At 53.4% G+C, this 21,927-nt stretch carries 22 protein-coding genes; 11 read left to right on the top strand and 11 right to left on the bottom strand.

The genetic code is table 11. The features are described 5' to 3' along the window. Positions 1-176 precede the first annotated feature (176 nt). From SK47_RS11595 to fabI, 3 genes are all read right to left on the bottom strand, one after another. A complete protein-coding gene (locus SK47_RS11595) occupies positions 177-2,111 on the bottom strand; it encodes an exoribonuclease II (protein ID WP_045346338.1) in 1,935 nt (644 codons plus the stop codon). Between the two features lie 88 nt (positions 2,112-2,199). Next, the gene (locus SK47_RS11590; protein ID WP_048244295.1) at positions 2,200-3,186 is read right to left on the bottom strand and encodes a CMD domain-containing protein; all 987 of its coding nucleotides are present in this window, start codon (positions 3,184-3,186) and stop codon (positions 2,200-2,202) included. Positions 3,187-3,338: 152 nt separating this feature from the next. Further along, positions 3,339-4,127, bottom strand: a complete 789-nt coding sequence (gene fabI, locus SK47_RS11585; RefSeq protein WP_003856831.1) for an enoyl-ACP reductase FabI — start codon at positions 4,125-4,127, stop codon at positions 3,339-3,341. Positions 4,128-4,520: 393 nt separating this feature from the next. Between fabI and SK47_RS11580 the strand changes: the two genes are divergently transcribed. Further along, positions 4,521-5,861: a sensor domain-containing diguanylate cyclase gene (locus SK47_RS11580; RefSeq protein ID WP_032609348.1), complete on the top strand. Its 1,341-nt coding sequence runs from the start codon at positions 4,521-4,523 to the stop codon at positions 5,859-5,861. Positions 5,862-5,869: 8 nt separating this feature from the next. On the opposite strand, the gene SK47_RS11575 is transcribed toward SK47_RS11580, so the two are convergent. Together SK47_RS11575 and SK47_RS11570 are read right to left on the bottom strand one after the other, a co-directional pair. After that, positions 5,870-6,691 (bottom strand): helix-turn-helix transcriptional regulator, encoded by an 822-nt coding sequence (locus SK47_RS11575; protein ID WP_032609347.1) that lies wholly within the window; start codon positions 6,689-6,691, stop codon positions 5,870-5,872. 47 nt (positions 6,692-6,738) lie between these two features. Next, positions 6,739-7,140, bottom strand: coding sequence for a RidA family protein (locus SK47_RS11570; protein WP_032609346.1), 402 nt, complete (start codon positions 7,138-7,140; stop codon positions 6,739-6,741). 132 nt (positions 7,141-7,272) lie between these two features. Here SK47_RS11570 and SK47_RS11565 point away from each other — a divergent pair, with 132 nt between their 5' ends. Then, positions 7,273-7,863, top strand: coding sequence for a TetR/AcrR family transcriptional regulator (locus SK47_RS11565; protein WP_048244293.1), 591 nt, complete (start codon positions 7,273-7,275; stop codon positions 7,861-7,863). Here SK47_RS11565 and sapF read toward each other — a convergent pair. From sapF to pspF, 6 genes are all read right to left on the bottom strand, one after another. After that, positions 7,860-8,666, bottom strand: a complete 807-nt coding sequence (gene sapF / locus SK47_RS11560) for a putrescine export ABC transporter ATP-binding protein SapF (protein ID WP_003856838.1) — start codon at positions 8,664-8,666, stop codon at positions 7,860-7,862. The two genes, SK47_RS11565 and sapF, sit on opposite strands and share 4 nt — an antisense overlap. A gap of 1 nt (position 8,667) precedes the next feature. Further along, positions 8,668-9,660, bottom strand: a complete 993-nt coding sequence (gene sapD / locus SK47_RS11555; RefSeq protein WP_003856840.1) for a putrescine export ABC transporter ATP-binding protein SapD — start codon at positions 9,658-9,660, stop codon at positions 8,668-8,670. Next, positions 9,660-10,550 (bottom strand): putrescine export ABC transporter permease SapC, encoded by an 891-nt coding sequence (gene sapC, locus SK47_RS11550; protein WP_003856843.1) that lies wholly within the window; start codon positions 10,548-10,550, stop codon positions 9,660-9,662. The genes sapD and sapC overlap by 1 nt, the downstream gene beginning before the upstream one ends. Continuing rightward, positions 10,537-11,502 carry a putrescine export ABC transporter permease SapB gene (gene sapB / locus SK47_RS11545; RefSeq protein WP_003856845.1) on the bottom strand — a complete coding sequence of 322 codons (966 nt, stop codon included), beginning with the start codon at positions 11,500-11,502 and terminating at the stop codon, positions 10,537-10,539. Before sapB ends, sapC begins: the two co-directional genes overlap by 14 nt. After that, positions 11,499-13,139: an ABC transporter substrate-binding protein SapA gene (sapA, locus tag SK47_RS11540; RefSeq protein ID WP_003856847.1), complete on the bottom strand. Its 1,641-nt coding sequence runs from the start codon at positions 13,137-13,139 to the stop codon at positions 11,499-11,501. The genes sapB and sapA overlap by 4 nt, the downstream gene beginning before the upstream one ends. A gap of 88 nt (positions 13,140-13,227) precedes the next feature. Next, positions 13,228-14,220, bottom strand: coding sequence for a phage shock protein operon transcriptional activator (gene pspF / locus SK47_RS11535; RefSeq protein ID WP_181007762.1), 993 nt, complete (start codon positions 14,218-14,220; stop codon positions 13,228-13,230). A 151-nt stretch (positions 14,221-14,371) separates the two neighbouring features. Between pspF and pspA the strand changes: the two genes are divergently transcribed. From pspA to SK47_RS11490, 9 genes are all read left to right on the top strand, one after another. Further along, positions 14,372-15,040, top strand: a complete 669-nt coding sequence (gene pspA / locus SK47_RS11530; protein WP_022651342.1) for a phage shock protein PspA — start codon at positions 14,372-14,374, stop codon at positions 15,038-15,040. 49 nt (positions 15,041-15,089) lie between these two features. Continuing rightward, positions 15,090-15,314, top strand: a complete 225-nt coding sequence (gene pspB / locus SK47_RS11525) for an envelope stress response membrane protein PspB (protein ID WP_003856853.1) — start codon at positions 15,090-15,092, stop codon at positions 15,312-15,314. Next, a complete protein-coding gene (pspC, locus tag SK47_RS11520) occupies positions 15,314-15,673 on the top strand; it encodes an envelope stress response membrane protein PspC (RefSeq protein WP_003856855.1) in 360 nt (119 codons plus the stop codon). The genes pspB and pspC overlap by 1 nt, the downstream gene beginning before the upstream one ends. A 12-nt stretch (positions 15,674-15,685) precedes the next feature. Continuing rightward, the gene (gene pspD, locus SK47_RS11515; RefSeq protein WP_003856857.1) at positions 15,686-15,910 is read left to right on the top strand and encodes a phage shock protein PspD; all 225 of its coding nucleotides are present in this window, start codon (positions 15,686-15,688) and stop codon (positions 15,908-15,910) included. A 195-nt stretch (positions 15,911-16,105) separates the two neighbouring features. Further along, positions 16,106-17,803, top strand: coding sequence for a sugar phosphorylase (locus tag SK47_RS11510; protein WP_048244289.1), 1,698 nt, complete (start codon positions 16,106-16,108; stop codon positions 17,801-17,803). Between the two features lie 13 nt (positions 17,804-17,816). Beyond that, entirely contained in the window at positions 17,817-19,109 is a 1,293-nt protein-coding gene (locus tag SK47_RS11505) for an ABC transporter substrate-binding protein (RefSeq protein ID WP_003856860.1), read from the top strand. A 21-nt stretch (positions 19,110-19,130) separates the two neighbouring features. Then, positions 19,131-20,012, top strand: a complete 882-nt coding sequence (locus SK47_RS11500; RefSeq protein WP_003856862.1) for a carbohydrate ABC transporter permease — start codon at positions 19,131-19,133, stop codon at positions 20,010-20,012. Further along, the gene (locus SK47_RS11495; protein WP_015570402.1) at positions 19,999-20,841 is read left to right on the top strand and encodes a carbohydrate ABC transporter permease; all 843 of its coding nucleotides are present in this window, start codon (positions 19,999-20,001) and stop codon (positions 20,839-20,841) included. Before SK47_RS11500 ends, SK47_RS11495 begins: the two co-directional genes overlap by 14 nt. Before the next feature lie 28 nt (positions 20,842-20,869). Further along, on the top strand, positions 20,870-21,922 hold the full coding sequence (locus SK47_RS11490) for a zinc-dependent alcohol dehydrogenase (RefSeq protein WP_003856866.1): 1,053 nt from the start codon (positions 20,870-20,872) through the stop codon (positions 21,920-21,922). Positions 21,923-21,927: the final 5 nt, after the last annotated feature.

Here is a 21,927-nt window from a genome sequence, read left to right as displayed (position 1 = left end):
ACAAATTATTCATTTGCAGTCGACAATGACGGCTCTCTTTTACTGTAGATAATTCTGGAGAAATGTGGCGATGGGAAACAGAAAAGTGTGAGAAAAAACGATGATTTTGCGGGAGATAATTCAGGAGAGAACTCCCGGCCATCCCTTAACGGAACGGCCGGAAGTTTACGCGGTTATCAGGCGACAGGGCGCGCGATAATACTGCGGGTTTCCATGCGCACTTCAGCGATGGTGACATCAATCACGTCAGTGACCTTGTAAACCGTTTCGCCTTTAATTTGCACGGTCCCGTTTTCCTGGCTACAAACCAGTTCGTCGCGGACGGCATGCAGGAACGGGGCAGGAATAAAGGCAACGGCGCCATTATCCACCAGGCGAACGCGCATACCGCCGCGGCTGATGTCAATGATTTCAGCCGGGAAACGGGTATCAGTCCCTGCCTTATCATTCAGGAAGCGCGCGTACAACCAGTCGCCGACATCACGCTCCGCCATACGGTTGAGACGGCGACGTTCTGCCATCTGCAATGTCGTACCATCCTGTGGGCGGGCAACAGATTCCCCTTTGATGATCGCTTTCAGCAGACGATGGTTAACCATGTCGCCGTACTTACGGATCGGGGAGGTCCAGGTCGCATAAGCCTCAAGGCCAAGGCCGAAGTGCGGGCCAGGCTCGGTGCTGATTTCCGCAAAGGACTGGAAGCGGCGAATACGGCTGTCGAGGAACCCTGACGGCTGTGCGTCCAGCTCGCGGCGCAGTTTGCAGAAACCTTGCAGGGTCAGCACTTCCTCAGGATCGACGTGTACGTCATGGGTTTTCAGCAGGGCAGCCAGCGCTTCGGTGTTCGCCGGATCAAACCCGGTGTGCACGTTGTAAATGCCAAAGCCTAATTTGTCGCGCAGCACGCGTGCAGCACAAATGTTGGCGGAAATCATCGCTTCTTCAACGATGCGGTTGGCAATACGGCGCGGCTCAGCGACGATATTCAGCACTTCACCTTTTTCACCCAGCACAAAACGGTAGTCCGGACGATCTTTGAAGACCAGCGCGTGAGTTTGACGCCATTCGCTGCGGCTCAGGCAGACGCGGTGCAACAGACGAATTTGTGCGGCAATGTTGTCCGACTCGGGTTTCCAGTTGCCCGTGTTCTCCAGCCAGTCGGACACGTCGTCATAGGCCAGCTTGGCTTTGGATTCGATGGTGGCGGCGAAGAATTCAATATCTTCTTCAATGGTACCGTCAGCCGCAATGGTCATCCGACATGCCAGCACCGGACGTACTTCATGCGCACGCAGCGAACAAAGATCGTCGGAGAGTTCACGCGGCAACATCGGAATGTTAAAGCCCGGCAGGTAGTTGGTGAACGAGCGCACTTTGGCCATTTCGTCCAGCTTGCTGCCTTCGACAATCCATGCGGTAGGGTCGGCGATGGCGACGGTCAGATGCAGTTTGCCATCGGCTGTCTCTTCGGCATACAGCGCATCGTCCATATCCTCGGTGCTGGCGCTGTCAATGGTGACAAAGTCCAGCGCCGTCAGATCGCGACGTTCCAGACCTTCGTCCTGCATTTCAGTCGCCACGCCATCAGGCGCTTCTTTTTCGAGGTTGTGGCGCGCCAGCGTCACCCACCATGGGACGAAATGGTCGTCGCCGAAGGTAATGTATTGGGTAAGCTCGGCGTAGAAACCGCGATCGCCTTTTAAAGGATGACGGCGCATCTCAGCAACCGCCCAGTCACCCTCAACAAAATCATGCTCAACGCCACGCGCGGCGCGGCACGGAATAGCATCTTTCAGGAGAGGATGGTCCGGCACGACGGAAAGACGATCGTCTTTTTTATGCACTTTACCGACAAAGCGGGTCAGGAAAGGTTCGATCAGTGCTTCCGGCTCGGCAGACTCTCGTTCCTTTTCGGTATGAATAACGGCCGAAATGCGGTCGCCATGCATCACTTTCTTCATCTGAGGAGGCGGAATGAAGTAGCTCTTCTGCCCGTCAACTTCAAGAAAGCCAAAGCCCTTTTCCGTGGCTTTTACGACCCCTTCTGCACGCGGCGTCTGGGAATGCAGTTGCTGTTTAAGCTGCGCTAGCAGCGGGTTGTCCTGAAACATAATGTTCTATTTTCGTAGCCATTGAGCGGCTGACAGTTTTACGCGAATCTCACGGCTACAGCAAGCGCTCTTTAGGTAAAGAGTATGGTTATTCCTCTTTGCCGAGCGCCACGCGCAGACGGTCCAGCCAGCCATAAAATGCATCTCGGGTTAGCAGATTGATGGCCTTCTCTGGCGAGAGACCTGACCCGGTCAGGGGCGTTAACTGGGTGGCGCTAAAGCGATCCGGAGAGGCGACGAGCAGCGCAAGAGCGGCTGAGATCATCGAAGACGCGGGGCCTTCACTTAGCGGATGGTTAAGCAGAATTTCGCCCGTCAGATTAAGCAGCATCGGCTCATGACACAGCACAGGGGTGAGCGCTTCAAGCGCCGGTTCCGCCTGCCAGCGTGAGAGCGCCTCAAGCTGAAGCGCACTGGCATATTTTAGCTCTACCGCAGGTAGCGTGGCGGTCCATCTGCTGAAGCTAACCGGCAGCGTATGGGGCTGAATGTGGTGCCCGGGCAACCAGCGTACCGGATGGCCAAGCAATGCCTGAAATACCGCGACCACTCGCGCCTGAAAACCGACAAAGCCGATGATCTGGTTGATAAGCACAATGTCATACGTTGTGAGTCCAACCTCATCAAGCTGGTTTTGGGCTTTGTCATCGATCACATCGGGTGAGCTTGCTAACTGGCGGGCATACTGGGTAATTTCTGCAAGGCGTCGATTGCTTTCCCGGGAGGAGTCCGGCCCCGGAAGAGGGGCGAGCAGGGCAGCGTAGTGGTTACAGAGCCGCTGAACACCACACGCCTGGGCAACCGTTAATGCCGTGCTCAGCCTGTCGTAGGCGCTGAGCGTATGCAGACGGCTCACGGGAGTATCAAGCGGGAACAAAAGATGACACAGGGTTCGGGCAGGCGCAAGCCAACCAGCACAGCTTGCGAGAATGTCATCGGGCAGGGCTAAATCGAGCAAAAAACGGTCGTCGACGTTAGCGGCTTCGGGCACCAGCGGCAGAACGTCCGTCTGCGAATGATTCGACTGGGTTTCATGATACCAGTGGCCTTTGCCGGAAAAACGGCGTTGTTCCATGGGCGTTCCTTGATCTCAAAATGGCGATCAATATCCTGGCGTAAGGCGGATGAGGGGAAAAATATTGTTAGGTGATAACAAATAGCAGAACGGAATAACGAGGAGCGGGGCGGTGAGAAACTCTCTTCCCTGGCGGGAAGAGAGTGACAAGCTTATTTGATTTCCAGCTCGTTCATTGCAGCGATGTTGAAGCCGCCGTCAACGTGAACCACTTCGCCGGAGATACCTGCGGAAAGGTCAGAGCACAGGAATGCCGCAGAGTTACCCACATCTTCGATGGTAACGGTACGACGAATCGGGGTAACCGCTTCGCAGTGTGCCAGCATTTTACGGAAATCTTTGATACCGGAAGCGGCCAGGGTACGGATTGGACCCGCAGAAATAGCGTTAACACGCACGCCTTCAGGACCCATTGCGTTCGCCATGTAGCGCACGTTGGCTTCCAGAGACGCTTTCGCCAGACCCATAACGTTGTAGTTAGGGATAGCACGTTCTGCGCCGAGGTAGGACAGGGTCAGCAGGGCTGCGCCCGGGTTCAGCATCGCGCGGCAGGATTTTGCCATTGCAACGAAGCTGTAGGAGCTGATGTCGTGGGCGATTTTGAAGCCATCACGGGTAACCGCGTTCACATAGTCGCCGTCCAGCTGGTCGCCAGGAGCGAAGCCGATGGAGTGAACAAAACCGTCGAATTTCGGCCATGCTTTTGCCAGTTCAGCAAACATGCCATCAATGCTTTCGTCTTGTGCAACGTCACATTCCAGAACAATGCTGGAACCCAGCTGCGCGGCAAATTCTTCAACACGGCCTTTCAGCTTGTCGTTCTGGTAGGTGAACGCCAGCTCAGCGCCTTCGCGATGCATTGCCTGTGCGATGCCGTATGCGATGGACAGTTTGCTGGCAACGCCAGTCACCAGAATGCGCTTACCGGAAAGAAAACCCATAGCTTTAATCCTTATATTCATTGCTTATTTTGCCTTGTAATTCATAGCGTTACAGGCAGTATTTCAAAATCATTCGAAATTAGCTCGAAATTATAGCCCACTCACAGCCCCATGTGTCACGATATTTCTCGCTCCTGCGCCGTGAATGGGCTCACGGAAGAGGTTGAACTGACTCTTCATCAGGCCGTTTCGTGTGTATCCCAGCAGTATATCACCGCACGCGGGGTTCGCCTCATCCAACCAGCGGGCACCGTGACGCCGCCCTCATGCTGATGTGTCCAGCGCCTTTTGCGCAAAATGATCCGTTTAGCCCTTTAAACGCTTTAAAATTGCGCGAGGGTCGATAACGGCTATGCCATTTTGCGTCTTTATCTGTGTGCGGTAAGAAGGAAGATGAAAAATATAACGTTGGCCGAAAAACTGATCATGCTGTCAGGTGCGGCGCTTTTTGCGCTTATAATCGCGGTGAACTCCTTTTGCGTGAATGATAATCCTGGTTTCAGGGTGCCTATGACCACCTATTTGATCGTCATGATTGCGCTGTTCTTTCTGGATACCATTATCTTTATTTTTATCCAGATGCTGTATGCCTCCGACCGATCGCGTTTTTCCTTATTCATTCTGAGCCTGGCATTTCTTAGTGGGCTGGTTTATTTCATTGAGACGATCATTGTCATTCAGCTTCCGGAGCATGCTGGTTTTACCCAGGCGGCAAAAACCAACGATACGGCGGTATTCTATTTTTTTCGGCAGCTGAGCTTTATCGTATTACTGGCGCTGGCGGTCCGTGTGGAAAAAATCACGAGACGATCCACGCTCAGATTCCGAAATAAGATCAGCATGACGTTAGCATTAATGATGACACTGGTTATGTTTCCGATGCTGGCCCATTATCTCAGCAGCTACCATCCGGCCTGGACATTAACGATTGCAGCATACGAAGATGAACATCATTATCCTGTCTGGGATATCAGGTACTTAAACGTTCTGATCCTGCTCTGGTCGGCTTTACTTTGTTATATGATCTCTGTGACACGCCTGGCGTCCGGGATCTGGAACAGTATTATTGTGGTTTGCCTTTCCGCCATCGTTTACAATTTTTTCCTCTTACTGCTTGATACCTACAATCTGTCGCTCTGGTATATCAGCCGGGCAGTAGAGGTCCTCAGCAAATTATTTGTGATTTGTACCTTAATGTTCCATGTCTTTAACCTGTTGAAAATTTTCGGCGATCGGGTTGATCGCGATCCGCTTACTCAGATCTACAACCGTAAATATTTTTATGAGGCACTTCCGCGGGTCCGCTCCCTCAGGACAGAAAAGGGGACCAGCATTATGATGCTGGACATCGACAACTTTAAGTCGATTAACGATAACTGGGGCCATCTTGTGGGGGATCGCGTGATTCTGGCGGTCGTGGATATTATCAAAGACAGCATTCGCGATAACGACATCTTTGCCCGACTGGGAGGCGAGGAATTTGGTCTGCTGCTGCCGGATACCGACGGTAAGCAGGCTATTGCCGTCGCAGAGCGTATTCGCCAGAACGTTCAACAGCGCACCGGGCCGGGCTATCATTATGCTCTCCCTGTAAAGGTCACATTAAGTATCGGCGTGTGCTCAGCCATTCAGAATAACGTCAACGGCAATGATATTATGCGTGACGTGGACGAGGCGTTGTATGAGGCTAAGCACAACGGTAAAAACAGAATTGTTACCAGACAGGCTGAATGAAGCTGAGGTTACAGGATGGGGATGAAAACATCAAAATCGACACACTCATCGCTGTACCCATTAATTTTCATCAGGTAAATACCGTCGCGCAACGTCAGGCGTTGATTTACCATCGCCTTAACGAAGGCAATCTTGTTAAACGCGCTGTAGATTTCCCAGCTACCGCTAAAGGGCATTCTTGCGTATCTCCCACGCACAATGCAGGATTTTTTATTTGTCACCGTGTCGCTTTGTAACGCGTACGATATTAATACCTCGACCAGATACGATCGGCTTTTGCCTAACTCGGGGCGGCGGGGCATCAGAATAATTTTATCGATATCATGGCGGTTTTCTGTCAGGAGCTTTTTGATTTTTTTAGTAATATCATGCACTGAGGTATCAAAAAGATGATCGTGTTCGATAAATTCATGCGTATAGATAAACGTTTCATCCAGATAGCAGACCTCGAGCTCAGGCGTTTCATGTTCGCTTAATAAAAAAGAGGGCTGTAAGATGTCAAAATTCCACCCTCTGGCACATCTGTACTCAGAGGGTGTCAGCCCCATCATTTTTTTAAAGGCTCTGGAAAATCCCTGACTGCTCTGGTAATGGAATAAATACGCAATATCCGTCACCGGAATCGACGTCATTCTCAGCATAATGGCGGCACGGCTTAACCTCCGTCGGAGAATATATTCACCTAAAGAGAGCCGATACTTCTCTTTAAACCATGTTTCGATGGTTCTTCTGCTGTATCCAATATCTGCAACCAAATCACCGATGTGTAAAATAGTAAAGTTATTTTCTTCTACCCAGGAGAGAATATAGTTGCTGATGCTGTCTTTCATTTGTGCGTCAGTGATAGCTTAACGGTAAATCAGTTTGCTGCCAGATGTTAATTCGCGGGCGTAGGGATCCTGGCGATAACCTTAATTTCGAAATCAAAACCCGCAAGCCAGTTAACGCCTATTGCTGTCCAGTTTGGGTAGGGGGGGTGCGGAAACGCCAGTTTTTTTGCCTCCATGATGGCGGGGAACTGGTTTTCAGGATCGGTATGAAACGTCGTGACATCAATCAGATCGTCAAAAGTACACCCTGCGGCTGCCAGAGTCGCCCGTAAATTATCGAACGCCAGCTGCACCTGAGCTGGGAAGTGGGGTTCAGGTGTGCCATCGCTGCGGCTGCCAACCTGACCGGAAACAAATAACAGATCGCCAGAGCGGATTGCTGCTGAATAGCCATGCTCTTCATAGAGGGCATGTCGATTAGCCGGAAAGACGGGGTCACGTGGATGCATGGCTTTTCCTTTTCTGTCAGAGGTATTGTTGTGGTTACGCAGTAGAAGTAACATACGCGATGTATGTCAAAAATGTAATCCACATACGCCGCGTATGTCAAATTATAATTACCGCTTAATGAAGGAAGTCCCATGGCTACAAAACGTCGTGCTGAAACGGCCCAGGAAAATCGCGAGAAAATGATTCAGGCGGCGCGGAAGGCATTTGCTGAAAAAGGCTATGCCGCAGCGTCAATGGATGAACTCACGGCAAGCGTGGGGTTAACACGCGGCGCGCTATATCATAATTTCAACGACAAGAAGGGATTACTGGCGGCGGTGGTCGCGCAGATAGACAGCGAAATGGCAGCAAACGCGAAAGCGATTGCCGCCGCCGCCGATGATGACTGGGAGCGACTGCTGGCGGAGGGCATCGCCTATATCAAAATGGCGCTCGTTCCGGAAGTTCAGCGTATCGTCCTTCTTGACGGCCCGGCTGTTCTGGGCGACCCGGCGCAATGGCCCAGCCAGAACAACTGCCTTGAGTCGACCCGTCAGACCATCGAAAAAATGATGGAGTGCAACGTAATCAAAAAGATGGATACCAGAGTCGCAGCCCATCTGCTGAACGGCGCTGCGCTGAATGCGGCTCTGCTTATTGCCGCGAGTGATGAACCGCAGAAGACCCTTCCGCATGCCATAGAGGTGTTTACTCTGCTGGCAAGCGGGTTACGCAACGGCTAACGATCTTTACGCCACGCGTCCGCCGTCAATGCTTCACCAAAGTGTCCGGCAATCAGGCGTTTTGTCAGGTCATGGAGCGGGGAGGCCAGTACGTCAGCGGTACTGCCGCGCTCGACCACTTCTCCCTGGTGCATCACCAGCACCTGGTCGCTGATGTGTTTCATCATGCCCAGGTGCTGAGTCACGTAAATATAAGAGATCCCCTGCTTTTCCTGTAACTCCAGCATCAGGTTAATGAGCTGCGAACGCATCGACATATCCAGCGACGCCAGCGCTTCGTCGGCGATAATAACTTTCGGGCGCAGGATCAGCGCGCGGGCCAGACCGAGACGCTGTTTTTGGCCCGGGGCCAGCATGTGCGGGTAATAGCTGACATGGTCGGGCAGGAGGCCTACCAGACGCAGGGTTTCGACAATCCGTTTGCGACGCGCTTCCGGCTCCAGGTCGGTATTCAACCGCAGCGGGAAATCCAGGATCTGGGAAATACGCTGGCGCGGGTTCAGGGACGTCGACGGATCCTGAAAAATCATCCGGATGCGCTGACTGCGAAAAGAGTAGTCCCCAAATTCCAGAGGATGATCGTCAATCAGTATTTCACCGCCGCTTGGCTCGACCATGCCCGCGAGCATTTTTGCCAGGGTCGATTTGCCCGAGCCGTTTTCACCGATAATCGCCAGCGTCTGCTTTTCGCGCAGCGTAAAGCTCAGCGGTTTAACCGCCTCGACGGTCTGACGGTGAAACAGGCCGGTGCGATAGCGAAAGGTCTTACTCAGGTTACGTACTTCCAGTAAGGTTTCGACCATTTCACTCTCTCTCCATGTTCAGCGGGAAATGACAGGCAAACAGATGGTTTTTCGGCCCTGTCAGGCGCGGTGTTTCAATGCATTTACGCTGAGCATACGGGCAACGTGGTCCCAGACGGCAGCCAATGGGCAGCGATTCCAGCAGCGGTATCGCGCCAGGCAGCGTATTCAGACGGCTTTTGTGCGGCATCGCGCTGCCAAAGTCCGGGATCGCCCTGATCAGCGCCTGCGTGTAGGGATGATGTGGCGTCGTCACCAGGTCTTCACTTGGCGCGGTTTCTACCGTCTGGCCGCAATACATTACATCAATTTTATCCGCCCACTTGCTCAGCATTTGCAGGTCGTGGCTGATCAGCAAAATGGTGGTGTTGTTATTCTGGTTCAGACGCGTGAGCAGGCGGAAAATCTGCGCCTGGGTGGTTGGCTCCATCGCGTTCGTTGGTTCGTCCGCAATCAGCAGACGCGGCTGATTCGCCAGGGCGATGGCAATCATCACTTTCTGGCATTCACCGTCGGTCAGTTCGTAGGGGAAACTGCGCATCGCGTCTTTATGGTCTTTGATCCCGACACGGTGCAACAGCTCAATGGCACGGCGTTTGCGCCAGCCGAAACGCTGCCACCAGCGGCCTTTATAGGTCCAGCCGGGGATGTTCTGCATCAGCTGTTTCCCGACGCGCTCGGACGGATCGAGACAGGATTGCGGCTCCTGGAAAATCATCGAGACGTTATGGCCCACCAGTTTACGGCGTTCGCGCGGGGAGAGACGCAACAGATCGATGTCGTCGAAGCGCATACGATCGGCGGTCACCCGCCAGTTGTCTTTCGCCACGCCGCAAATGGCCTTGGCGATCAGACTTTTCCCCGAACCCGATTCGCCCACCAGCCCGCGGATTTCGCCCTCTGCGAGCGTAATGCTGATGCGATCCACGGCCTTGACCCAGCCTTCGCCCGTTTTAATTTCTATCGTGAGGTTGCGGATATCGAGTAACGGCATTATTGCACCCCCGCATTGATTGCGCGGCGGATCCCGTCGCCCAGCAGGTTAACGAGCAGCACGCTCACCATGATGGCCGCGCCCGGCAGCATGACCGTCCACGGCGCAACGTAAATCAGCTCCAGCGCATCGCCGAGCATGGCGCCCCATTCCGGGGAGGGAAGCTGCGCGCCAAGGTCCAGGAAGCCCAGCGCTGCGATATCCAGAATCGCCATCGACAGGGCGCGGGTGATCTCCGTCACCAGCCCGGCGGCAATGTTAGGCAGCACGGCAAACCACAAAATATTAAACGTGGTGGCGCCATCCAGACGGGCGGCGACGACATACTCTTTTTCCAGCTCGTCGTGAACCAGGCTGTAAACCGAACGCACCATGCGCGGCAGAATGGCCAGCCAGACGGCGAACATCGCATGGGTGAGGTGCGGCCCCGCGAAGGCCACGACGATAATCGCCAGCAGCAGTGAAGGAATAGAGAGCAGGGTATCAAGAATATGGTTAAGCACGGCCGACCGCAGCCCGTGGGTTGAGCCGGCAAAAATGCCCAGCGCCAGGCCGCAGATCGCGGCAGCCAGGGTGACCACGAACGCGCCGCCTACCGTAGGTGCGGCGCCGCTCAGTAAACGACTTAGCACGTCACGTCCGAGATCGTCAGTCCCCAGGAAGAACGAAACCTCCCCGTAACGCGACCACGACGGCGGTAAAAGCTGATAACCAAGGAACTGCTGATCGATGCCATACGGTGCAAACCACGAACCCAAAACGCACAGCAACACGAGGCCAATGCAGCCGTAAAAGCCGATCATCGCCGTGGTGTCGCCGTAAAAATTACGCCACACGGTACGTAGCGCACCGGGCGTGCGCTTTTCGCTGTAGACGTTATCGTAAGGCATACCATTCCTTATGCTTCAATGGGTTGGCCATGGCACCCAAAATATCGGAAACAACGTTAACAATAATGACCAGGGAGCCAATCACCATCACGCCGGCAGAGATCGCCGCGTAATCCTGCTGGCGAATGGCGTTGATCATCCAGCGTCCAAGGCCCGGCCAGCTGAAAACCATCTCGGTGATCATCGCCAGCGTCAGCATGGTTGAAAATTGCAGCCCAAGACGTGGGATTACGGGTGGCAACGCATTGTGCAGCACATGGCGACGGAGAATCGTCAGGCGAGACAGTCCGCGCGTGGCGGCGGCCTTCACATAGTTTTGATCGAAGACGTCGATAGTGCTGATACGCATCAGGCGAATTACTTCGGTCGTCGGCGCGACGGCCAGCGTGAGCACCGGCAGCACCATGTGGCGCAGCGCGCTCACGATCATTTCGTCGCGCCAGACTGAATCAGAAAGCCAGGCGTCAACGATGGCGAAGCCGCTCACCGTTTGCACGTTATACAGCAGATCAAAACGGCCAGATACCGGCAGCCAGCCTAACGTCAGTGAGAAGAAGAGGGTAAGCAGTAGCGCCAGCCAGAAAACAGGGATGGAAAAGCCAATTAAGGCAAGCGCGCTGATGAATTTATCCTGCCACTTATTACGATAAATGCCCGCCAGCATCCCCACCGGGATCCCCACCATGAGGGCAAAGCCAAAGGCGAGTACACACAGCTCCATGGTGGCCGGGAAAACCACTTTCAGCTGCTCGGAGATGAGCTGTCCGTTAATGCTGGACACGCCAAAATCCCAGTGTAGCAGGCCATTAAACCAGAACAGCCAGGCGTCCCAGAGGGATGAGCCCTGAAGCGGGGCGTGCGGCGTAAAGTAGCTCAGGCTAAAGCCGACAAAGGTCAGGAAGAACAGGGTGACCAGCAGTAACAGCAGCCGACGCAAGGTAAATATAATCATGGTTTCTTCACCTCTTGTTCTTTCTCACGGGTGACGCCCGCGAAGGAGGCGTTACCAAACGGGCTGAGTACCAGCCCTTTAATATCGTAACGGTAGGCCTGGAGGCGCAGGGAAGAGGCAAGCGGCAACACGGGAAGTTCTCTGGCCAGAATATTTTGCGCTTCATCATAGGCCTCAATGCGTGAGGCAAGCTGTTGAGACGCCAACGCTTTTTGCAGCACGGCATCAAATTCCCGGTTACACCAGTGGGCGTAGTTGGTCTGGGAGTTGATTGCCGCACAGCTCAGCAGAGGACGAAAGAAGCTGTCCGGGTCGTTACTGTCGGTGGACCAGCCAGCCAGCGTTAAGTCGTGATTCATGTCCATCAGACGCGCCTCCTGGAAACGGCCTTCGACAGGCACGATGATCACCTTAACGCCCACCTGCGCCATATCAGCCTGCAACAGCTCAGCCGTTTTAAGCGGGCTGGGGTTCCACGCCTGAGAGCTGGTGGGCACCCACAGCTGTAGCGTCAGGTTTTCTGCCCCCAGCGCTTTAAGCTGTTCGCGCGCTTTCGCCGGATTATATTCGGTAATCTTCGCCTCGCCGTCATAGGCCCAGGAGGCGCGCGGAAGAATAGAGGCGGCGGTTTCCGCGGTCCCGTAGTAAATCGACTGCATCAGACGCTGATTGTTGATCGCTAACGCCAGCGCATGGCGCACGGCCGGATTATTCAGCGGCGGCTTATCGGTGTTAAACGCCAGATAAGCGATGTTCATTCCCGGGCGCAGGGTCAGGCGCAGGCGTGGGTCGTCGCGCAAAATGGTCAACTGGCTGGCCGCAGGCCAGGCAAGCACGTCGCACTCGCCGGTCAGCAGTTTGGAGAGTCGGCCTGTTCCACCTGAACCCAGATCGACAATTACCTGCGGCATCAGCGGTTTGCCGCGCCAGAAACGATCGTGGCGTTGCAGGCGAATGTATTGTCCGGCGCGGTACTCTGCTAACTGGAACGGACCTGTGCCCACAGGCTCACGATCGAGACGTTCCTGACGATCCTTTTTCGTCAGCTGATCTGCGTATTCGGCTGACATGACCGAGGCGTAGTGCGTCGCCAGATGCCAGAGGAAGGAGGCGTCCGGGCGAGTCAGGCGAAACTCAACCGTGCGGTTATCCAGCTTACGAACGCTTTTGACCGAGTCCGCGAATTGCAGACTGTCGAAATAGGGGAAGTTCCCGCCATTAACGTTATGCCACGGATGATTTCGGTTGAATATGCGCTGGAAGGTGAAAACCACGTCATCCGCGTTGAGTTTACGGGTTGGCGTAAACCACGGGGTGTGCTGAAAGGCGACATCATCGCGTAGACGAAAGCGGTATGTAGCACCGTTATCAAGCACTTCCCAACTTTCAGCAAGCTCCGGAACCAGCCGATAGGTATAAGGATCGACGTCGAGCAGGCGATCGTAGAGCTGTGCGGCCAGCGTATCAACAATCAGGCCGCTCCCCGCTTTTTGTGGGTTAAAGGTATCAACTTGCCCGCTGACGCAATAGACGAAACCACTCTCTCGGATATCAGGGGGCACAGCGCGATCGGGCGCAGCAAAGGCCAGATTGCTGAACAGACCGAGTGCAAACAGGGACGATAAAACCAGGCGCATAGTTTTTAAGGTTTTTAGATTCGATCTGCAAAGTGTATCGCACTTACGCCTGCTTCGTAAAAATGTCTGGGGGTAAGTGCTGATAATGTCAGCGCATTTGATGTTTTTTGAGCAATGCCCTTAACTGATGGTAGGTCAGGCCCAGCAGTTCAGCCGCCCGTTTCTGATTATATTTCGCCTCTTTCAGGCTCTGCTCGAGCAAGTTTTGTTCCTGCTGATGCTGGAACTGGCGTAAATCGAGCGGCAACGCCGGATCCTGCTGGCGCGTCGCCGGAACCGGGGGCTGTTTATCCTCGCGACGAAACGGATCGAGAATAATGTTGTCCAGTTCGGTTTCGCTGCTGCCATGCCGGTAAACGGACCGTTCCACCACGTTTTTCAGTTCACGAATATTGCCCGGCCAGTGGTAACCGAGCAGGGTCTCAGTGGCCTGTTTGCTAAAGCCCGGAAAGAGCGGCAGGCCCAGTTCCCGACACATCTGAATGGCAAACTGATCGGCCAGCAGCATGATATCGCTGCGCCGCTCCCGCAGCGGCGGCAGCTGAACGACATCGAAAGCCAGCCTGTCCAGCAGGTCGGCGCGGAATTTGTCCTCTGCCACCATCGCGGGCAGATCGGCGTTAGTGGCGCACACCAGGCGAACGTTGACCTGGAGCGGCTGACTACCGCCAACGCGTTCCAGTTCGCCATACTCAATGACGCGCAGCAGCTTTTCCTGCACCAGCATCGGCGCGGTCGCCAGCTCGTCGAGAAAAAGCGTTCCGCCATCGGCGCGCTCAAAGCGTCCGGGATGGCGTTTTTGTGCGCCGGTAAAGGCGCCAGCTTCATGACCAAACAGCTCGGTGTCGAGCAGATTTTCATTCAACGCCGCGCAGTTAAGGGAAATAAAAGGGCCGTCCCAGCGGCCAGACAGAAAGTGCAGGCGGTTAGCGATAAGTTCTTTACCCGTTCCGCGCTCACCGATAATCAGCACCGGTTTATTCAGCGGCGCGAGGCGCGAAACCTGTTCAAGCACTTCCAGGAAGCTGTTGGCTTCGCCAAGCAAATTATCTTTATATTCAGCCATGATGAAATTAACCACTCCTTAGTGATATTCACCAGGTGAGAATAGCCGCTGGATGGATAAATATCAATCACATTGAGTAAAATCAATAAGATAAAAAGTTGGCATGGGATTTGTATTATCTGTTCAGCAGGGCATCGCCCGATAACAGAACTATGAGGATTGAATTATGGGTATTTTTTCTCGTTTTGCCGACATCGTGAACGCCAACATCAACTCGCTGCTGGAGAAAGCGGAAGATCCGCAGAAGCTGGTGCGCCTGATGATTCAGGAGATGGAAGACACGCTGGTTGAAGTACGCTCCACCTCCGCCCGCGCGCTGGCAGAGAAAAAGCAGTTAACACGTCGTATCGAGCAGGCGACTGCCCAGCTTAACGAGTGGCAGGAAAAAGCGGAACTGGCGCTGCGTAAAGATAAAGAAGATCTGGCCCGCGCTGCGCTGATTGAGAAGCAGAAGCTGACCGACATGGTTGCCACGCTGGAACATGAAGTGACGCTGGTGGATGATACTCTGACGCGTATGAAGAAAGAGATTGGTGAGCTTGAAAACAAACTCAGCGAAACCCGTGCACGTCAACAGGCGCTGGCGCTGCGCCACCAGGCTGCAAGCTCGTCCCGCGACGTGCGTCGCCAGCTGGACAGCGGCAAACTGGATGAAGCAATGGCGCGTTTCGAATCGTTTGAACGTCGTATCGACCACATGGAAGCGGAAGCCGAAAGCCACAGCATCGGTAAGCAGAAAACCCTGGATCAGCAGTTTGCTGACCTGAAGGCCGATGATGAAATTAGCGAGCAACTGGCTGCGCTGAAAGCCAAAATGAAACAAGACAACCAATAATAATTCCTGCGGCACCTGAGCGTGCCGCATCGTTAGACAAGGAGTACACATGAGCGCGCTTTTTCTGGCTATACCCCTGACCATTTTCGTGCTGTTTGTTCTGCCCATCTGGTTATGGCTGCACTACAGCAACCGCTCTTCACGCGGTGAGCTGTCGCAGAGTGAACAACAGCGGCTGGCGCAGCTCTCTGCCGAGGCAAATAAAATGCGCGAACGTATTCAGGCGCTGGAAGCCATCCTGGACGCGGAACACCCAAACTGGAGGGAACGGTAATGGCTGGACTGAATCTGAATAAAAAACTGTGGCGGATCCCACAGCAGGGCATGGTTCGGGGCGTTTGCGCCGGGCTGGCGCACTATCTGGATGTCCCGGTAAAACTGGTGCGTGTGGTCACCGTATTGTCGATTTTCTTCGGTCTGGCCTTTATTACACTGGTGGCATACATCATTCTGTCGTTTGTACTCGATCCTATGCCGGAAGGTGAGCTGAATGCTGAGAACACGCCAACCAGCAGCGATCTCCTGAACGCGGTGGATGAACAGCTGAGCGCAGGGGAGAAGCGATTGCGCGAGATGGAACGTTATGTCACCTCCGATACCTTTACGCTGAGAAGTCGTTTTCGTCAGCTTTAAGAGAGAACTTACATGAAACAAAACTGGCAACAGGCCGGTCAGAAGGTAAAACCCGGCCTGAAAATCGCAGGTAAACTGGTTCTGATGACGGCGTTACGTTATGGCCCGGCCGGTGTGGCGGGTTGGGCGATCAAGTCTGTTGCCCGCAAGCCGGTCAGAATGATGCTGGCGGTCGCTCTGGAGCCGCTGTTACAGAAACTGGCAAAACGCGTTTCCCGGCGCTACTTGTCACGCTAGATCCTCCCGCATAAGCCCTTTCTCCCCCAGAGAAGGGGCATGACTTTCCTTTCTGCGTTTCTTCTGCTTTTCTGCTTTCTTTGCGGCAGCTCACAATAATGCTTTGCGCTGCGCTGAGAATGCTGCTTTCTGCCCCCGGGTCCGTTGACAGTTATTTTTCATGGGAGTAGATTGCCACTCCGTGGGACCGCTACCATGGAAAATAATGTGAACGCAAAAATTAAAAAACTCATCAATCATATCTACGGTGAATCATTTTCAGATGCACACCTTAACGTGTTATTAACTAAGCTTGAAAAAGCGGCGACTAATATTACGGAAAAGCGTAAGTCAGGCTGGGATGAAAAAGACGTTGTGCTGATTACCTATGCCGATCAGTTCTCCACAAAAGGGGAGCAAGCGTTGCCGGTATTTACCCGGTTCTATAATGAATGGCTTTCTCGTACGTTTTCCCATGTCCATCTGTTACCTTTTTATCCGTGGTCTTCGGATGATGGATTTTCCGTTATTGATTATCACGAGGTTGCTCCTGAAACAGGAACCTGGCGAGATGTCGCGGAATTAAAACATTCAGCCAGCTTAATGTTTGACTTCGTTTGCAATCATATGTCAGCGAAAAGCGAATGGTTTGCTAATTATCTTGCGCAGAAGCCGGGCTACGAAGATTTCTTTATTTCTGTCGACCCCGAAACCGATTTATCCGCGGTGACGCGTCCACGCGCATTACCGCTGCTGACGCCGTTCACGCTTCATGATGGCAGCGTTCGTCATCTGTGGACCACATTCAGCGATGACCAGATCGATCTCAATTTCGCCTCGCCGCAGGTGCTGATTGCCATGGTTGACGTTCTGCTCCATTACCTCATGGAAGGGGCGCGTTATATCCGTCTGGATGCGGTCGGGTTTATGTGGAAGATCCCGGGAACCACCTGTATCCATCTGGAACAAACCCATTGCCTTATCCAGCTGTTCCGCGCCATTACGGACGCTGTGGCGCCTGGAACGGTGATCATCACTGAGACAAATGTTCCCCACAAAGACAATGTCTCTTACTTCGGTGATGGTGAAAATGAAGCCCAGATGGTCTATCAGTTTTCCTTACCTCCGCTGGTGCTGCATGCTGTTCATCGTCAGGATGTTAAAGCCCTATGCCAGTGGGCGGGGTCACTGGCGCTGCCTTCAACTCATACCACCTGGTTTAATTTCCTGGCCTCGCATGATGGTATCGGTTTGAACCCGTTACGCGGCATCCTTCCGGAATCAGAGATCCTCTCGCTGGTTGAAAAGCTTCAGCAGGAAGGCGCGCTGGTCAACTGGAAAAATAATCCTGACGGTACGCGAAGCCCCTATGAAATTAATGTCACCTATCTTGATGCGTTGAGTTTGCGAGACAGCTCAGATGATGAGCGCATTGCACGGTTCATCCTGGCGCATGCTGTGTTGTTAAGTTTTCCTGGCGTACCGGCTGTATATATTCAAAGCATTCTCGGTTCGCGTAACGATTATGAAGGTGTCGAACGTCTTGGATATAACCGCGCAATAAACAGGAAGAAATACACCGCAGGTCAGGTTGATCTGGAACTCAATAATAAGAAGAGTATTCGTTATCAAATTTATTCTCGTTTGAGTGAGCTTATTGCTATTCGTCGCGGCGAGAGTGCGTTCCATCCGGATAGCCAGGCTATTTTTGACGCAATCGGCGAACATATTCTTAAAATTGTTCGTGTTGCTGAAAATGGCATGCGAATGACAGCATTATTTAATTTTAGCAATAAAATGCAGACCATTTATGGACAAACGCTCTTTGGTAGGGAATTACTATCAGGACACGATATTAGCGGTACGGAACTGAACCTCAATCCATGGCAGGTAATGTGGATTAAAGAAAACTAAAAAGGACCCTAAAATGAAAATGCCCAAAATTGTGCTGTTATCAGCACTGGTTTCGTGCGCCCTGTTATCAGGCTGTAAGGACGATAAAGCATCTCAGGTCACAATTGAGTTTATGCACTCGTCGGTAGAACAGGAGCGTCAGGCAGTTATTACGAAACTGATCGAAAAATTCGAGAAAGAGAACCCGACTATTACGGTGAAACAGGTACCCGTTGAGGAAGATGCCTATAACACCAAGGTCATTACGTTGGCCCGTACCGGCGCGCTGCCGGAAGTGATTGAAGTCAGCCATGACTACGCCAAAGTCATGGATAAAGAGCAACTGCTGGACCGTGACGCGATCGGCAACGCGATTAAAGCCGTCGGTGAAGATACCTTTTATGACGGCATTTTACGCGTTGTTCGCACTGAAGACGGCAAGGCATGGACGGGGGTGCCGGTTAGCGCCTGGCTGTCCGGCGTCTGGTATCACAAAGATGCGCTCGCGGCAGCAGGAATCGAAGAACCGCACAACTGGGAGCAACTGCTGAAGGCCAGTCAGTCGCTCAACGATCCGGCGAAAAAACATTACGGTATCGCGCTGCCAACCGCAGAAAGCGTCATGACCGAGCAGGCTTTCTCGCAGTTTGCGTTGTCAGGCGGAGCCAACGTCTTTGATGCAAACGGCAACGTGAAAATCGATACCCCTGAAATGTCGAAAGCGCTGGCGTTTTATCGGGCACTGGCCGCGAACACCATGCCGGGCTCGAATGATGTCATGGAGATCAAAGACGCCTTCATGAACGGCTCTGCGCCGATGGCCGTTTACTCCACCTATATCCTGCCCGCGGTCTACAAAGATGGCAATCCGGCCAACCTGGGGTTCGTGGTCCCGACGGAAAAATCATCAGCCGTGTACGGCATGATCACCTCGTTGACGATCACGACCGGCCAGACCGAAGAGGAAACGCAGGCGGCAGAAAAATTTGTGACCTGGATGGAGCAGGCTCAAAACGCGTCTGACTGGGTGATGATGTCCCCTGGTGCGGCGCTGCCGGTGAACAAACTCGTGGTGGGCACTGAGAGCTGGAAAAACAACGACGTGATCAAAGCCTTTGGTCAACTGCCTTACGAGCTGATTGCGCAGTTCCCGAACGTCCAGGTATTTGGCGCCGTAGGCGACAAAAACTTTACTCGCATGGGAGATGTTACCGGGTCCGGCATTATCAGTTCCATGGTGCATAACGTAACGGTGGGACAAAAAGATCTCAATGCGACGTTAAGCAACAGCCAGAAGAAACTGACTGACCTGATCTCACAACGATAGGAGCGCTTTGCGAAGGGAATTATGAAGACGTTGTTTTCTGGTCGTTCAGATATGCCTTTCGCCATGCTGCTGTTGGCCCCCAGCCTGATTTTGCTGGGGGGCCTGGTGGCCTGGCCAATGATTTCCAACATTGAAATCAGTTTTTTACGTTTACCGCTGAACCCGCGTATTGATGCGGTGTTCGTCGGCCTGGATAACTACATTCGCATTCTGGGCGATGCTGCGTTCTGGCACTCCCTGTGGATGACGTTCTGGTATACGGCCCTGGTCGTGCTCGGCAGCACCGGGTTGGGACTGGCCGTAGCGATCTTCTTTAACCGTGAATTCCGCATGCGGAAAACGGCACGTTCACTGGTGATTCTGTCCTACGTGACGCCGTCTATTTCACTGGTATTTGCCTGGAAATACATGTTCAACAACGGCTACGGGATTGTGAACTACCTGGGCGTTGATCTGCTGCATCTCTACGATCAGGCGCCGCTGTGGTTCGATAATCCTGGCAGCAGTTTTGTCCTGGTTGTGCTGTTCGCCATCTGGCGTTACTTCCCGTACGCCTTTATCTCGTTCCTCGCAATTTTGCAGACCATTGATAAATCATTGTACGAAGCGGCAGAGATGGACGGGGCGAATGCCTGGCAGCGTTTTCGTATCGTGACGTTGCCCGCCATCATGCCGGTGCTGGCCACGGTGGTCACGCTGCGAACCATCTGGATGTTCTACATGTTTGCGGATGTGTATCTGCTCACCACCAAGGTCGACATTCTGGGCGTATATCTCTACAAAACCGCCTTTGCGTTCAATGACCTGGGTAAAGCAGCCGCCATTTCCGTTGTGCTGTTTGTGATCATCTTCGCGGTCATTCTGCTGACCAGAAAAAGGGTAAACCTCAATGGCAACAAATAAACGCGTTCTGGGCCGTATCGGTTTTTATCTGGGACTGGCGCTATTCCTGATTATCACGCTGTTTCCGTTTTTTGTGATGTTGATGACGTCATTCAAAAGCGCGAAAGAGGCGATCTCGCTGCACCCGACCATTCTGCCGCAGGAGTGGACGCTACAGCACTACATCGACATCTTTAACCCGCTGATTTTCCCGTTTGTGGATTACTTCCGTAACAGCATGGTGGTGTCGCTGACCTCCTCGGTCATTGCGGTGTTTCTCGGCACGCTGGGCGCGTATGCGTTATCCAAACTGCGCTTTAAAGGACGCACGACGATCAATGCGAGCTTCTACACCGTCTATATGTTCTCCGGGATCCTGCTGGTGGTGCCGCTGTTCAAAATCATCACCGCGCTCGGCATTTATGACACCGAACTGGCGCTGATCATCACCATGGTGACGCAGACGTTGCCTACCGCGGTCTTTATGCTGCGCAGCTATTTCGACACCATCCCGGACGAAATCGAAGAAGCCGCGATGATGGACGGCCTGAACCGCCTGCAAATCATCTTCCGCATCACCGTGCCGCTGGCGATCTCGGGTCTGGTGTCGGTCTTTGTCTACTGCTTCATGGTGGCGTGGAATGACTATCTGTTCGCCTCCATTTTCCTGTCCAGCGCCAGCAACTTCACGTTGCCGGTGGGGCTGAACACGCTCTTCAGTACGCCAGATTACATCTGGGGTCGCATGATGGCGGCATCGCTGGTAACGGCACTTCCGGTCGTCATTATGTATGCCCTGTCTGAACGTTTCATTAAAAGTGGTTTGACCGCCGGCGGCGTGAAGGGCTGAGGCGGCCGATATTAACAAGGAGTCAGTCATGAAAAAATTAGTTGCGACAGCGCCTCGTGTAGCGGCGCTGGTGGAATACGAAGATCGTCCTGTTGCAGCACATGAGGTGAAGATTCGTGCCCGTTATGGTGCCCCGAAACACGGCACCGAAGTCGTGGATTTCCGCGCGGCAAGCCCGTTCATCGATGAAGAGTTCAACGCTGAGTGGCAGATGTTTACCCCGCGTGAAAAAGGTGCAGCGCGCGGCATCGAATTTGGTAAATTCCAGCTGGGGAACATGATCGTCGGCGACATCATCGAATGTGGTGCGGACGTGACGGAATACCAGATCGGCGACAGCGTCTGCTGCTACGGCCCGTTGCAGGAAACGGTCATCGTAAACGCGGTGAACAACTATAAGCTGCGCAAAATGCCGCAGGGCGCATCCTGGAAAAACGCCGTTTGCTACGATCCGGCGCAGTTCGCCATGAGCGGCGTGCGTGATGCTAACGTCCGCGTAGGGGATTTCGTCGTGGTTGTGGGGCTGGGCGCGATTGGCCAGATTGCGATTCAGCTGGCGAAAAAAGCCGGCGCGTCAGTGGTTATTGGTGTCGATCCTATCGAACATCGCTGTGAGATCGCCCGCCGTCACGGTGCAGACCACTGCCTGAACCCAATCGGTACCGATGTCGGTCTGGAAATTAAGAAACTGACCGGCAAGCAGGGCGCCGATGTGATCATCGAAACCAGCGGATTTGCAGATGCGCTGCAATCTGCGCTGCGCGGTCTCGCCTACGGTGGAACGATCTCCTACGTGGCTTTCGCCAAGCCGTTTGCGGCAGGCTTCAACCTTGGTCGCGAAGCACACTTCAATAACGCCAAAATTGTCTTCTCCCGCGCATGCAGTGAACCCAACCCGGATTATCCGCGCTGGAGCCGCAAGCGTATTGAAGAGACCTGCTGGGAATTGCTGATGAACGGTTATCTCAATTGCGAAGATCTGATCGACCCGGTCGTCACCTTCACCACCAGCCCGGAAAGCTATATGAAGTATGTCGATCAGCACCCGGAACTCAGTATCAAAATGGGCGTCACTTTTTAAGCTAA

This window comes from Enterobacter sp. BWH52, assembly GCF_001037565.1.
Lineage (GTDB): Bacteria > Pseudomonadota > Gammaproteobacteria > Enterobacterales > Enterobacteriaceae > Enterobacter > Enterobacter hormaechei_C.
The sequence above is the reverse complement of the archived record's forward strand: the minus strand, read 5'-3'. Positions and strand labels throughout refer to the sequence as shown.